Origin of the sequence: Streptomyces sp. cf386 (assembly GCF_900103585.1) — a bacterium.
Lineage (GTDB): Bacteria > Actinomycetota > Actinomycetes > Streptomycetales > Streptomycetaceae > Streptomyces.
In genome coordinates, this window is the sequence record NZ_FNHV01000001.1 from 65,580 (window position 1) to 79,271 (window position 13,692).

A 13,692-nucleotide genomic window follows, 5' to 3' on the forward strand; every position below is an offset into this window, starting at 1 on the left:
CTTGCTGCGCCGATCCTTCTGATCGCGCGGGGGCTGTTCTGTAGCGCTGTCCGGGGACAGTGCTCCGCATAACCACAGAATTCCGCCAGATGGTCAGTCACGTCCGTGCTGGGAGTGTGTTAGCGCGTGGGAAAATCTGCCGCAAAAAGCAGTACACGTACCACGGAAAGCACCACGGAAAGCGAAACGACGTACTACCGCTGCCTCGGTATCGGGGTCGGCCCGGCCAACCTGAGCCTGGCCTCACTGCTGCACGGTCGAGCGGGGGTCCCGAACCTCTTCCTCGACCAGAAGGACCAGTTCGGCTGGCACGACGGCCAGCAGATGCCCGGCGCATCGCTGCAGGTCTCGCTGCTGAAGGACCTCGTCCTGCTGTCCGACCCGACGAACCGGTTCTCCTTCCTGTCGTATCTGCACGACCAGGGGAAGATCTACCACTTCATCAACGCGCAGTACGACGCGGTACCGCGCCTGGAGTTCCGGAACTACCTCCAGTGGGCCAGCCGCCGCAACCAGAACGTCGTATTCGGCGAGAAAGTACTTGCCGTCGAATTCGACGATTCCTTTGTTGTACACACCAGCCGCCGCACCCTGCAAGCGGAGAATGTAGTCGTCGGTGTCGGCACCCGTCCCTGGGTTCCGGAAGCCGCTCTGGGCAAGCTCGGTCCGACTCAGTTCCATGTCTCCGACTTCAATGACGAGACACAGAATCTGGCCGGAAAACGAGTCGCCGTCGTCGGCGGCGGCCAGTCCGGCGCCGAAGCCTTTCTGGATCTGATAGCGCGGCCACCCAACGAGTTACCCAGGCGGGTGACGTGGATATCGCGACGGGGAAACTACTTCCCCATCGACGACTCCCCGTTCACCAATGAGTACTACGTTCCGAGTTACGCCGACTACTTCTTCGGACTGGATCGGGCGACCCGGAACTCCCTCAATGAGCGGAATGTGCTGAGCAGCGACGGAATCTCCGAATCGACGCTGCGGCAGATTTACCAGCGCTGCTACGAGCACCGCTTCATCCATGGCGCCGAGGACCTCGTGGCGCTGTTGCCGAACCGGGGCGTCACCGAGGTGACCGGGGACGAGTCGGGCGGATGGACCATCAGGATGAGCCACAACGACCGTGCCGACGCCGTCGAGTACGTCGACGTGGACGCCATCGTCTGGGCCACCGGCTTCCGTCCCGCGCCGACGGACTTCCTCGAACCGATCGCGGACCGCCTGGAACGCGAGGGCGACGAGTACCGCATCGACCGGGACTTCGCCGTCCAGTGGGACGGGCCCCAGAACCGCATGATCTTCATGCAGAACGCCGCCCGCGGACAGCGCGGCCTGGCCGATCCCAACCTCAGTCTCACCGCCTGGCGCAGCCGGCGGATCTTCGACCGGATCGTCGGCATGGGCTCCGACGAACAGTTGCCCTCCTTCGTGGAATGGTCGGCCAAACCCCCCGCTGACGAGCTGGGCGGGCTCTGATGCCGCGCGGCACCGACGTCGCCGTCGTCGGCGGTGGAATCGTCGGCTGTCTGATCGCCCGGCACATCACCGCCCGCGCACCCGGAACCTCCGTGGTGGTCCTCGACCGCGACACGGCCGGCAGCGGCGCGAGTCGGCGCTCGGCCGGGCTGCACTGCCCGCGCGGTGCGACGGAACGCGTCCGGCGCATGGCCCGGTACAGCCAGGACCACTACGACAAACTCAAGGTCCTCGACCCGACGCTGCCGATCCACCGCATCGCCCTGTCCGTCGTCGCCCCGGCGGCCGACGAGCCGAGGCTCCGGGAGATCTACCTCGACAGCGCCCGGCTGACCCGGACGGACAGCCCGGCCGGCGGCCCACCCGGCATCCGCCTTCCCGAGAGCACCCAGGTCTTCACCTGCGAGGGCGCCCAGTACGCCGACGTGTACGGCCTCGTCCAGGCACTGGCACGGGAACTGCGCCACGCCGTGACGTTCCGCGAGGGCGTCGGCGTCGAGGCGGTCGACCCGGATGCCCACGACGCCGTGGACGGCGCGGGCGTGGCACTGCGGCTGAGCACCGGCGAGACGCTGAAGGCCCGTCAGGTCGTCCTGGCCCCCGGACCCTGGCTCGCCGCGCCCGCCTGGCGTGACCTCGTCGCCCCGCTCGGCGCCCGGGTCAAGAAGATCATCGCCCTCCACGTCGACCGCCCGCCGGCCGACGGCGACCGCGCGGTCGTCTTCCAGGACGAGGACGCCTTCCTGCTGCCGCTGCCGGAGCGGGGGCACTGGTTGTTCAGCTACACCTGCCGGGAATGGGACGTCGATCCCGCGGCGACGGCGGACGGGCTCTCCGCCGACAACGCTGTCGAAGCGCGGGAGAGCCTGCGCCGGTTCGCCCCCGACCTCGCCGAACGCGCCCTGTCCGGGCGGGTGTTCTGCGACGCGTACGGCAGCACCGGCGAGCCCGAGATACGCGCACTGGACGCCGACGGGCGCGTCGTCTTCGCCGGCGCCGCGGGCGGATCCGGTTACCGCCTCGCCCCGGCGATCGCCTCGGACGCCGTCGATCTGCTGCGCCTGCCGCAGCCCCGGCCCCGTCCGGCACAGAACCGAAGGAGCCAGCCGTGAAGATCAGCACCTACTCCACCGCCGAGTTACAGAAGTCGTACGGAATCGACGTCACCGCCCTCGACACCGGTGCCGCGGCACGGCTGGGTGTCGCCGCCGCCTGGGTGAGCGTCGAACCCGGTGCCCGGTCGGACGCCCACCAGCACGACGAGACCGAGACCTGGGTGATCGTCTCGGGCACCGGCGAACTGACCGTCGACGCCGGGCGTCACGCGGTGCGGGCCGGCACCGTCGTCCAGTTCGAGCCCTTCGAGACGCACACCGTCGAGAACACCGGCGACACCGGGCTGCTGCTGCTCAGCCTCTACTGGCGCGACGCCGGACGGGCGGTGCGCGCGGCGGGTGACACCGGCCACCGCCGCTTCGGAACCCGTCCGCTATTCGTGTTCTCCTCCGCGCCGACCCCCAACGGCGATCTGCACCTGGGGCACCTGTCCGGCCCGTTCTTCGGCGCCGACGTCTTCGTCCGCTTCCAGCGCATGCTCGGCGCCGACGCCTGGCATCTCACCGGCAGCGACGACTACCAGAACTACGTCGTGGCCGCCGCCCGCCGGGAGGGACGCGGACCCGCCGAGACCGCCGCCCACTACAGCGCCGAGATCCTCGCGACCCTCCGGCTGATGGACATCGACATCCATCAGTACACCGCGACCAGCCGGGACGACGCCTATCCGGACGCCCTGAGGGCGTTCTTCTCCCGCCTCACCGACTCCGGCACGGTCGCCCCCCGAGCGGGCGCCGCCCTCTTCGACGCCGAGACCGGGGACTATCTGTACGAGTCCGGTGTCACCGGCCGCTGCCCCACCTGCGCGGGCGACACCGGCGGGAACGTCTGCGAGTCCTGCCTGGAGCCCAATGTCTGCACCGACCTGACGGATCCACGCTCCACGGCCTCCGACGCCCCGCCCCGCGAGGGCACCGTCACCCGCTACACCCTGCCGCTGCACGAACTCGCGAAGGACATCGCCGCCCATCACCGCCTCGGCCGCGTCCCGGCCCCGGTGAAGGAGCTGGCCGAACGGCTCTCCCGCCGCGAGCACCTCGACATCCCGGTCACCCACCCCGCCACCTGGGGCGTACCGCCCGCCGGGTCGGCGGTCGAGGGCCAGGTCATCTGGTCATGGCTGGACTACGCCTTCAGCATCCTCCACGGCATCGAGGCGCTCGGCGACGGCCTCGGCCGCTCCTGGACGGCGGCCAAGCCCGAACAGGACTGGAAGATCGTCCACTTCCTGGGCTCGGACGGCAGCTTCTTCCACCCCATGTTCATCCCGGCCCTCTACCGGCTCGCCCACCCGGACTGGACACCGGACATCGACTACCACATCAACGAGTTCTACCTGCTCGACAACAGCAAGTTCTCCACCAGCCGCCGCCACGTCATCCAGGGCAAGGAGATCCTCGGCCCCCGTACGGTCGACTCGATCCGCTTCTACCTCGCGCTGACGCGCCCCGAGGGCCGCCGCACCAACTTCGAACTCGCCGCCTACGAGACCTATGTACGCCAGACCCTGATCGGCAACTGGCAGGGCTGGCTGACCGGCCTCGGCGACCGGGTCGAGAAGCGCTACGGCAACACCGCCCCGGACGCCGGCACCTGGACGCCCGAGCACATGGCGTTCCTGGCCCGGCTGGAGACCCGGCTGGCGCAGCTGACCGGCAGCCTGGGACAGGACGGGTTCTCGCTCAACCAGGCGGCCGAGGCGCTGAACGGCATCGTCGAGGACGTCACGGTCTTCTCCCGGCGTCAGGCCCCGGCGGCGGACGTCGAGAGCTACGCGGACGAGACCCGTACGGCCGTCGCCCTCGAACTGGCCGCCGCCCGCCTGCTCGCCACCTGTGCCGCCCCCGTCATGCCCAGGTTCGCGGCCCGCCTGGCCGAGGCGCTCGGCGGGCCCCCGCCGGCCGAGTGGCCCGACACCGTCACCCTGGTGCGCGCGGGAACCGAAGTCGCCCTGGCCCGCCGGGAGTTCTTCGCCGACCCACAGGAAGCCGAACCGCGGGAAGAGGCGTCGCCGCTGCTCCCCTGGCTGAGCGGCCTGGTGCGCGAGACCCTGCGGCTACCGGCCGACGCGTCCGTGCACGACAGCTCACTCGTCCAGATCGGCATGGAGTCGCTGCAGGCCATCGCGCTGCAGTACCAGATCACCGAGCAGGTCGGCGCCGACGTACCGATCGAGGACCTGCTGGGTGAGCGGACCGTCGCCGAACTCGCCGACGTCATCCTGGAGGGCGCGGAACCCGACGCCGTCGCCGCCGTGCAGGAGGTGACGACATGAGCCATGTGCAGGTGCTCCGCGACCTCGAGGCCCGCGGCCTGTCCCTCACCGCCGCCGGCACCGACCTCAAGCTCCAGGGACCGCGCGACCGTATGGACGCCGAACTCCTCGGCCGGATCAGGGCGCACAAGGCGGAACTGATCGCCCACCTCGACGTGTCCGCGGGCTTCCCGCTGACCGGCCTGCAGCAGAGCTATCTCCTCGGGCGCGGGGAGCATGTCGAGATCGGCAACGTGGCCAGCCACGTCTACCACGAGATCGAGGGCGTCTGGGACCTCGACCGGCTGGAGACCGCACTGCAGGCGGTCGTCGCCCGGCACGGCGTGCTGCACACCCGCTTCACCGCGGACGGCCGGCAGTTGCAGGAGGACGCCGTCGACGTGCGCATCGACCGGATCGACCTGCGTGGTGAGCGCGAGGACGTGCAGCGGGAGCGCAGGCGCGCCCTGCGCGAGGAGCGGTCGCACCGCGTGCTCCCCGCCGACCGGGCGCCGCTGCTGGCTGCGGACGTGACGATCCTGGCCGACGACCGCATGGTCCTGCACGTCGACCACGACGGCCTGATCATGGACGCCACCAGCATGTTCCTGTTCTTCCGGGACTGGTGGTCCGCCTACGCCGACGACGGCGCCGCGACCCGGGACGCCCAGGCCACCGAGGAGGCTTCGTACGAGGCGTACGTCGCGGCACTGGAGGCCGCCCGCACGCGCGCCCCTGCCCGGCGGGCCCGTGCCCATTGGCTGGAGCGGCTGGACGACCTCGCCCCATGCCCCGACCTGCCGTTGCGGACCAGCCCTTCGTCGATCGCCGAGCCCCGGTTCAGCGCGCGCTTCGCCCGGCTGCCCGAGGCGTCGTGGACCGCGCTCAAGTCCCGTGCCGCCGGCGCCGGACTGACGCCCTCCGCGCTGCTGTTCGCGGTCTACGCGGACACGCTCGCCGCCTGGGGCGCCGGATCGCGCTTCACGATCAACACCACGGTGGCCAACCGTCCGCCCATCCACCCGCGCATCTTCGACGCGGTCGGGAACTTCTGCGAGACCATGCTCGTCGAGATCGAGGTCGATCGCGGCATCCGCTTCACCGACCGCGCCCGCGCCCTGCAGGCCCGGCTGCGCAAGGAGCTGGACAACCGGCACTTCACCGGTATCGAGGTGATGCGCGAGCTGGCCCGGCGCGGGGGCGACGCCGCCCGGGCCCAGATGCCGTACACGTTCAACAGCGCCCTCGGCCATGTACACGCCGACGTGGACGGCTCGACGCTGGAGCTGTTCGGCCCCGAGGTGTTCACGTCCAGTCAGACGCCGCAGGTGTGGCTCGACGTCTCCGCGTTCGAGCAACACGGCGGTGTGGTCGTGCAGTTCGACAGCGTCGACGAGCTGTTCCCGGACGGAATGGTCGAGGACCTGGTCGCCGGATACCAGCGGCTCCTCGAAGTCCTGCTGACGGACGAGGCATGGCAGGCGACCACGTTCGACCTGCTCCCCCACGACCAGCGGCGCCGCCGCGAGGCGGCCAACGACACGGCCGCCCCGCTGCCCGCCCCCGGCACCCTCACCGACTCCTTCCTCGCCCACGTCGAGCACACCCCCGACGCGCCGGCCGTCATCAGCGGTACGACGACGCTGAGTTACGCGGAGCTGTACGGGCACGCGGCACACGCGGCGGCCTGGCTACGCGAGCGGAACACGGCCCCCGACGAGCTGGTCGGTCTCGTCATGAACCGGGGACCCGAGCAGATCGTCGGCATTCTCGCCACGCTGCTCGCCGGCGCCGCCTATCTGCCGATCGACGCCGCACTGCCTGCCGAACGGCGCACCTACATGCTGGACGACGGCCGGGTGCGCCACATCCTGACCAACTCCGACGACTTCCAGGGCGTGCACGACGGTCGCGACGTGCTCACCCTCGACGCGACACGGCCGCTGCCGCCCACCGCGCCGCCCGATCCGCGACCGGTGCCGGGCGCGGATGACGACGATCATCTCGCGTACGTCCTCTACACCTCGGGGACGACGGGCTCCCCCAAGGGCGTGATGGTGAGCCGTGCGAGCGTCGCCAACGTCGTCGCCGACTGCACCGCCCGCTTCCATGTCGGGCCCGCCGACCGGCTGTTCGGCGTCAGCGCCTTCACCTTCGACCTGTCCGTCTACGACGTCTTCGGTGCCCTGAGCACCGGGGCGGCCGTCGTGCTGCCGGACGCGGACAAGGCGGCCGACCCCGCGCACTGGTTGCGCCGCTGCGACGAGACCGGCGTGACCGTCTGGAACTCCGTTCCCGCCATCGTCTCCCTCCTCCACGACCAGGCCGTCGCCGAGGGACAGGACGGATCCGGGGCGCTGGCCGCGCTGCGGCTGGTGATGATGAGCGGGGACCGCATCCCTCCGGCGCTGCCGGCCGCGCTGCGCGGGCTGGGGCCCGACCTGGAGGTCGTCTCGCTCGGCGGACCGACGGAGACCACCATCTGGAACATCCTGCACCCGGTCCGCAAGGACGAGGACGGCTCGCGCAGCATCCCGTACGGCAGGCCCAACGCGAACAACCGGGCCTATGTGCTGGACGAGTTCGGCCTCGACGTGCCCGACTGGGTGACCGGTGAGATCTGGGCCGCCGGCGCGGGCCTGGCCCGGGGCTACTGGGGCGACGAGGCGCGTACGGCGGAGCGTTTCGTCGACGACCCGGTGCGCGGCGAACGCCGCTACCGGACCGGTGATCTGGGGCGCTATCTGCCCGACGGCGAGATCGACATCCTCGGCCGGAGCGACTTCCAGATCAAGGTGAACGGCTATCGCATCGAGGCCGGGGAGGTGGAGACCCGGCTGACGGCCCTGGCCGAGGTGGCCCGGGCGGTCGTCGTACGGCAGGACGGGGACCACGGCAGCCGGCTCGCCGCCCATCTGGTGCCGGCCGGGGAGCAGCGCCCCGAGGCCGAGTGGATCCGCGAGGAACTGCGGCGGCAGCTGCCGTACTACATGGTTCCCGCGGCCGTCCACTGGCACGACAGCCTGCCGCTGACCAGGAACGGCAAGGTCGACCGGGCCAGGCTGCTGCTCACGGCCGGTAGTGCCGAGCCGTCGGCCGCCGGTGTCGCCGCGCCCGACACGGAGCTGGAACGCGAGGTCGCCGCCGTGTGGGCAAGGGTGCTGCGGATCGAGGAGACGGAACTCGACGTCACCCGCACCCTGTTCGACCTCGGCGGTGACTCCCTGGCGGCAGCGCGCATCCTCACCGGTGTCCGCAAGGCGTTCGGCCTCACCATCACGCTGGACCGGCTGCCCGAGGTCGACACCGTACGGACCATGGCGAGCCGGGTCGGGGCCTCCCTCAACGAGCGGGAGGGGAAGGCGACATGACCGGATCGTCGGTGATCAACGACATCGTCGCCCGGCCTCCCGGGACCGGCCACCGGATCTCCTTCTTCCGGCTCGGCGGCATCGAGACCCTGGACCTCACCGAGCTGTACGACCGGGCCGGACGGCTCGCCTGCGCGCTGCGTGACCTCGGACTCGCCCGAGGGGACCGGATCGGCATCCTCGCCGGGAACTGTCTGGAATGGGTGGTGCTCGACCTCGCCGCGCTGCGGCTGGGGGCGATGACCGTCGGGTTCGACCCGGCGAAGTTCGCCACGGCCGATCCGGCCCTGCTGGACCGCTACCGGCTACGGCTGCTGTTCACCGACCGCGTCGCGGACGACGGCCCGGACGGATCCCGCGTCAGGCCCCTCGGCGGCGTCATGCGCATGGCCGCCGAGCAGGAGGCCGGACGCGTGCCGCCGCCGGTCGTCTACACACCCGAGGACGCGACGTCGCTCAAGCTCACCTCCGGCAGCACGGGCGAACCCAAGACGCTCACGGCGAGCGTCGGAAGCATCGACAGCGATCTGCTGGCCGTCCAGGAGATGTTCGCGCACGGGCCGGACGACAACGTCTTCGTCTTCCTCCCGCTGTCGGTGCTTCAGCAGCGGTACTGGACGTACTCCGCCCTCCGGTTCGGCCATGACGTCACCATCAGCACCTACGAGGCCGCTTTCCCGGCCCTGCGGCAGATCCGGCCGACGGTGGTGATGGGCGTGCCGGGCTTCTTCGAGACGGCACGCAAGCACATCGAGGCGCAGGCGGGTGGCCCCGACGCCGGGGAGGACGAGCAACGGGCCGCCGCCCGAAGGCTGTTCGGGGACCGTATCCGCTATCTGTGGACCGGTTCGGCCCCGGCGAGCGCGGGGACGCTGGGGCTCTTCAACCGGCTCGGGCTGCCGATCTTCGAGGGCTACGGGCTCAACGAGACCTGCATCGTCGCCAAGAACCATCCCGGCGCCCACCGTGAGGGCAGCGTCGGACGCGTCCTGCCCGGCAAGCGGGTGCTGCTGGACGCCGACGGGGTGATCCACGTGAGCGGCGACCATCCCGTGTGCCAGGGCTACGAGCAGGCGCCGCCGGGCGTGTCGGAACGTGTCTTCGGCGCGGACGGGACCGTGCGGACCAATGACATCGGCCACCTGGACGACGACGGCTTCCTCTACATCCACGGCCGCGCCGACGACGTCATCGTGCTGGACAACGGCCGGAAGATCGCCGTACGGCCGATCGAGGAGCACATGAGGACGCATCCGGCCATCGAGGAGTGCGTGCTGTTCTGCCCCGACCAGACGCGCCTGGTCGCCGTGGTCTCTCCGGCCGGCGGCACGGTCGGGGCGGACAGCGAGCGGGCGGACAACGAGCGGGCGGCCATCGCCGAGCAACTCGCCCGCACCAACGCGGCGTTCGGGGCGGACGAGCAGATCCACCGGGTCGTGGTGGCGCGCGGCCGGTTCACCGTGGCGAACGGTCTGCTGACCTCGCAGCTCAAGCCCAGACGCGGACGGATCCTCGACACCTACCGAACGGCGATCCACGACACCCGGGGAAGCATCCATGCAGTCTGATACCCGATCCATGATCGAGAACGTGGCGCGGAAGAACCTCGCCCAGGTCCTGGAGTCCGGCCCCGCGCCCGACGACCTGGACCTCGACACCGACCTTGCCGACGGCTACGGGCTCACGTCCCTCAACAAGGTCCTGTTCCTCATGTCGGCCTGCGACGACGCCGGGGTGAGCCTGGCGAGCTTCACCGAACCCGATGTCGCCGGGATGACGACTTTGCGCGATGTGACCGAGGCGCTGACGCGCCACGCCGGAGAGGTGGCCTGACATGACCTGGGCACAGCTGGCCAGGACGACCCTGGACAACGACCACGTCCTGCTCCGCCCGATCGTTCCCGAGGACCGCGAGGCGCTGCGCGAGCCCGCCATGTCCCCGGAGATCTGGCGCTACTTCGTGATGCTGATCGAGACGGACGCCGAATTCGACGCCTTCTTCGACGCGGCTCTCGCCGACCAGGACGCCGGCCGGCGCGTCGTCTACCACATCATCGACAAGCCGACCGGCCGTACGGCGGGCAGCATGAGCTTCTGCAACATCGCCGAGGCGGACGGCCGGCTGGAGATCGGCTGGTCCTGGCTCGGCACGAAGTTCCAGGGGCAGGGCATCAACCGCTGGGCGAAGTTCCTGATGCTGGAGCAGGCCTTCGAGCACCTCGGCGCCGAGCGCGTCGAGTTCAAGACCGACGTGCTCAACCTCCAGGCGCGCAAGGGCCTGCGCAACATCGGCGCCGTCGAGGAGGGCACGCTCCGCAGTTTCAACCCGATGCCGGGCGGCCGGCGCCGGGACGCCATCTACTACAGCGTGCTGCGCGGTGAATGGCCCGGAGTGCGCGCCCAGTTGCTCACCCGGCCCAAGGTGTCCAGCGGCCCGGAGCCGTCATGACCGCGACCGGGACAGAGTCCGGCACGGAGCTGCGGGTGCCGTATGTCCGCGTGCACGGCGAGCCCTACGAGTGCGGCCGTCTGCACGGTGCGCAACTCGGCGACAGCCTGCGCGAGTTCGTCGGTGACGGACTGGCGCGGCTGGCCCGGATCCTGCCGGAGCCGATGTCGCTGAAGTCGCTGCGCCCCGTGCTGGCCGCGCACCGCGCCGAGATCGAGACCCAGACCCCGCGCCTGGCGGACGAGATCCGCGGCCTGGCGGCCGGGGCCGGACTCAGCGAGGACGAGGCCCTGCTGTTGCAGCTGCGCCGCGAGATCATGGGGTACCGGCGGATCCCGACGGCCGGTGACTGCACGACCTACGCCCGCAGCGGCGGCGGCACCTCGCCCGTGCTGGCGCAGACCGTCGACCTCAACGGCGATCTCGACGACCGGATCGGCGTGATCCACGTGGCGCCGGCCGGGTCGGCCCGGCAGACCCTCGTCCTCAGCTTCGGCGGACTGCTGGGCTACCTCGGGGTCAACAGTGACGGACTCGCCGTAGGACTCAATCTCGTGCTCGGCGGCGAGTGGCGTCCCGGCCTGCCGCCGTACCTCGCGATCCGTCATCTGCTGGACAGTGCCTCCGGAGTCGACGAGGCGGTCGAGATCCTGCGCGGTCTGAAACTGGCCAGCTCGCGCACGCTCGTCCTGTGCGACAGGGAGAAGACGGCGTGGGTGGAGATCCTCGGGGACGAGCTGCGGATCGCCGAGGCCGACGTGACCACGCATACGAACCACTTCCTGCATCCCGGCTTCGCCCCGCGCGACGAACTCAACGTCTTCGCGCGGAACTTCTCCCTGCTACGACTCGACACCTGCCGCGAGAAGCTGGCCCGACTGCCGTCCGACGCGGGCGTCGAGGACCACTTCGCGCTGCTCTCGGCAGCGCCGATCCGCGTCGAGGGCAACGGCGACATCCGCCGGGAGCGCACGGTCGCGGCGGTCGTCCTGCGACCGGACCTCGGTGAACTCCATGTGCGCCCGGGCGATCCGGCGCGTTCACGCACCCGCTCCTTCCGGCTGCGCGAGCCCGCCCCGACGCGACCGACGACGAAGGTGACCGCATGACCGACCCTGCCCCCTGGTTCATCACCGCAGGTTCCGGCCCACCGGACGTGCCGCGCGTCTACTGTTTCGCGCACGCCGGTGGCGATCCCCGCTCGTTCCTCACCTGGCGGTCGGAACTGGAGGGCGAGGCGCAGCTCGTCGCCGTGTGCCCGCCCGGACGCGGCCACCGGGCGTCCGAACCCCGGCCCACCGTGGAGGAGTTCGCCGAGGGCGCCGCGGCGGCCATCCTCGCCGAGGAGCGCGACACCGGGGGCACCGGGCGCACCGGCTACAACGACCGCCCCGTCTATCTCTTCGGGCACAGCCTCGGCGGCCTCGTCGCCTTCGAGACCGCCCGTCGTCTCCGCGATCTGCCGACGCTGCGTCACCTGTTCGTGTCCGGGATCTCCGCCCCCGCCCTGGCGCCCTCGCAACGGGTACGGGAGCTCGCCGCCCTGGAGGGCAGGGAGTTCGCCGAGCAGCTGAGCTTCTTCGAGGGGCTTCCCCCGGAGGTCATGGCCCACGAGGAACTGCTCGACCTCCTGCTCCCCGGGGTGATCGCCGACTTCCGGATGGCCGCCGGGTACCGCTACCGGCCGGCCGCCCCGCTGGAGGTGAGCGTCTCCGTCGTCGGCGGGCGCGACGACGCCTATCTGCATCCCGAGAAGATGCGGCCCTGGCACGACGAGTGCCGCGTCCCGCCCACGCTGCACTGGGTCGACGGCGGTCACTTCTACTTCCGCGACAAGAGCCCCAAGGCCGTGACCGACCTGCTGCTCGACGCGATACAGGCGGATCGGCACATCGAAGTGATCTAGAGCGGCGTTGAAGGGACAGAGTTGAAGAGACAGGTCTGAAGCGCCGACAGACAGAGGCGCCAAGAGGCACACCTGAAGCACTCTCTGGAGGAGACGCGTGCAGCTCAACCCGGATGACCAGTACCGCAGGGCCGTCGCCTTCGCCCGGCTGCACGAGGGTGACCGGGCCTTCGTGGTGGCCAACGCCTGGGACGCCGGCAGCGCCCGCCTGCTGTGGCAGCTGGGGTTCCAGGCGCTCGCGACGACCAGCGCCGGTCTCGCCCTCTCCCTCGGCCGGCCGGACGGCGCCAACCTGGTGGGGCGCGACGAGGTGCTGGAGAACGCCCGGGCGATCGTGGCGGCCACTCCGCTGCCGGTCAGTAGCGACCTGGAGAGCTGCTACGCCGACTCCGCAGAAGGCGTGGCCGAGACCATCCGGCTCGCCGCCGAGGCCGGGCTGGTCGGCGCCTCCATCGAGGACGCCACCGGCGACCCGGACCACCCGATCCGCCCCGCGGCCGAGGCCACCGAACGGGTCGCCGCGGCCGTCGAGGCGGCCCGGGCCCTGCCGTTCCCCTTCACGCTCACGGCCCGTGCCGAGAACTTCCTGTACGGACGGGCCGACCTCAAGGACACCATCGCCCGGCTCCAAGCCTTCGAGGAGGCGGGTGCGGACGTCCTGTACGCCCCCGCCCTTCCCGACCTCGACGCGATCCGCACGGTCCGCGCGGCGGTGGGCAAGCCGCTGAACGTCCTCGCGGGCGTGGGCGCGACAGCGTCCGTGGACGAACTGTCCACCTGCGGCGCCCGCCGAATCAGCGTCGGCTCGGCCTTCGCACGGGCCGCGCTGGGCGGGTTCCTCGGGGCGGCGCTGGAGGTCCGGGACCACGGGACGTTCGCGTTCGTCGAGGGGGCCCTGGCCTATGGCGAGGCCAACGAACGGATGTCGTGCGGGGGCGGGTCGGGGGCCTGAGCCGGGAGAACGAGGTTGGGGGTTGGGGTGCTTGTGGAGGGTCGGTCCTGGAGGGCCGGGGCCGGAGGCTGGGGCCGGACGCCTCGGGTGGAGGCCGGTTCCGGACGCCGGGGCCGGAAGGGCGGTCCCCGAAGGCCGGGGCCGGAAGGCCGGGGCCGGAAGGCC

Annotated in this window: 10 protein-coding genes; all 10 read left to right on the forward strand. The window is 70.9% G+C overall.

All coding sequences use genetic code 11. The features are described from left to right. The first annotated feature begins 126 nt into the window (after positions 1 to 126). Positions 127 to 1,479: a lysine N(6)-hydroxylase/L-ornithine N(5)-oxygenase family protein gene (locus BLU79_RS00310; protein WP_093903504.1), complete on the forward strand. Its 1,353-nt coding sequence runs from the start codon at positions 127 to 129 to the stop codon at positions 1,477 to 1,479. Next, positions 1,479 to 2,591, forward strand: a complete 1,113-nt coding sequence (locus tag BLU79_RS00315; RefSeq protein ID WP_093903505.1) for an NAD(P)/FAD-dependent oxidoreductase — start codon at positions 1,479 to 1,481, stop codon at positions 2,589 to 2,591. The genes BLU79_RS00310 and BLU79_RS00315 overlap by 1 nt, the downstream gene beginning before the upstream one ends. Then, positions 2,588 to 4,870 (forward strand): class I tRNA ligase family protein, encoded by a 2,283-nt coding sequence (locus BLU79_RS00320; RefSeq protein WP_093903506.1) that lies wholly within the window; start codon positions 2,588 to 2,590, stop codon positions 4,868 to 4,870. Before BLU79_RS00315 ends, BLU79_RS00320 begins: the two co-directional genes overlap by 4 nt. Next, positions 4,867 to 8,220 (forward strand): non-ribosomal peptide synthetase, encoded by a 3,354-nt coding sequence (locus BLU79_RS00325; protein WP_093903507.1) that lies wholly within the window; start codon positions 4,867 to 4,869, stop codon positions 8,218 to 8,220. The genes BLU79_RS00320 and BLU79_RS00325 overlap by 4 nt, the downstream gene beginning before the upstream one ends. Next, positions 8,217 to 9,788, forward strand: a complete 1,572-nt coding sequence (locus tag BLU79_RS00330) for an AMP-binding protein (RefSeq protein ID WP_093903508.1) — start codon at positions 8,217 to 8,219, stop codon at positions 9,786 to 9,788. The genes BLU79_RS00325 and BLU79_RS00330 overlap by 4 nt, the downstream gene beginning before the upstream one ends. 10 nt (positions 9,789 to 9,798) lie before the next feature. Continuing rightward, positions 9,799 to 10,053: an acyl carrier protein gene (locus BLU79_RS00335; RefSeq protein ID WP_256333081.1), complete on the forward strand. Its 255-nt coding sequence runs from the start codon at positions 9,799 to 9,801 to the stop codon at positions 10,051 to 10,053. A 1-nt stretch (position 10,054) separates the two neighbouring features. Continuing rightward, the gene (locus tag BLU79_RS00340; protein ID WP_093903510.1) at positions 10,055 to 10,669 is read left to right on the forward strand and encodes a GNAT family N-acetyltransferase; all 615 of its coding nucleotides are present in this window, start codon (positions 10,055 to 10,057) and stop codon (positions 10,667 to 10,669) included. Continuing rightward, positions 10,666 to 11,778: a C45 family autoproteolytic acyltransferase/hydrolase gene (locus tag BLU79_RS00345; RefSeq protein WP_177000812.1), complete on the forward strand. Its 1,113-nt coding sequence runs from the start codon at positions 10,666 to 10,668 to the stop codon at positions 11,776 to 11,778. Before BLU79_RS00340 ends, BLU79_RS00345 begins: the two co-directional genes overlap by 4 nt. Further along, positions 11,775 to 12,575 carry a thioesterase II family protein gene (locus tag BLU79_RS00350; protein ID WP_093903512.1) on the forward strand — a complete coding sequence of 267 codons (801 nt, stop codon included), beginning with the start codon at positions 11,775 to 11,777 and terminating at the stop codon, positions 12,573 to 12,575. The genes BLU79_RS00345 and BLU79_RS00350 overlap by 4 nt, the downstream gene beginning before the upstream one ends. A gap of 97 nt (positions 12,576 to 12,672) precedes the next feature. Next, positions 12,673 to 13,527 carry an isocitrate lyase/PEP mutase family protein gene (locus tag BLU79_RS00355; RefSeq protein ID WP_093903513.1) on the forward strand — a complete coding sequence of 285 codons (855 nt, stop codon included), beginning with the start codon at positions 12,673 to 12,675 and terminating at the stop codon, positions 13,525 to 13,527. Positions 13,528 to 13,692 lie beyond the last annotated feature (165 nt).

Coding starts and splice junctions, on each gene's coding strand:
- BLU79_RS00315 (WP_093903505.1), top strand. CDS start 1,479: ATGCCGCGCGGCACCGACGTCGCCGTCGTCGGCGGTGGAATCGTCGGC.
- BLU79_RS00325 (WP_093903507.1), top strand. CDS start 4,867: ATGAGCCATGTGCAGGTGCTCCGCGACCTCGAGGCCCGCGGCCTGTCC.
- BLU79_RS00330 (WP_093903508.1), top strand. CDS start 8,217: ATGACCGGATCGTCGGTGATCAACGACATCGTCGCCCGGCCTCCCGGG.
- BLU79_RS00335 (WP_256333081.1), top strand. CDS start 9,799: ATGATCGAGAACGTGGCGCGGAAGAACCTCGCCCAGGTCCTGGAGTCC.
- BLU79_RS00340 (WP_093903510.1), top strand. CDS start 10,055: ATGACCTGGGCACAGCTGGCCAGGACGACCCTGGACAACGACCACGTC.
- BLU79_RS00345 (WP_177000812.1), top strand. CDS start 10,666: ATGACCGCGACCGGGACAGAGTCCGGCACGGAGCTGCGGGTGCCGTAT.
- BLU79_RS00350 (WP_093903512.1), top strand. CDS start 11,775: ATGACCGACCCTGCCCCCTGGTTCATCACCGCAGGTTCCGGCCCACCG.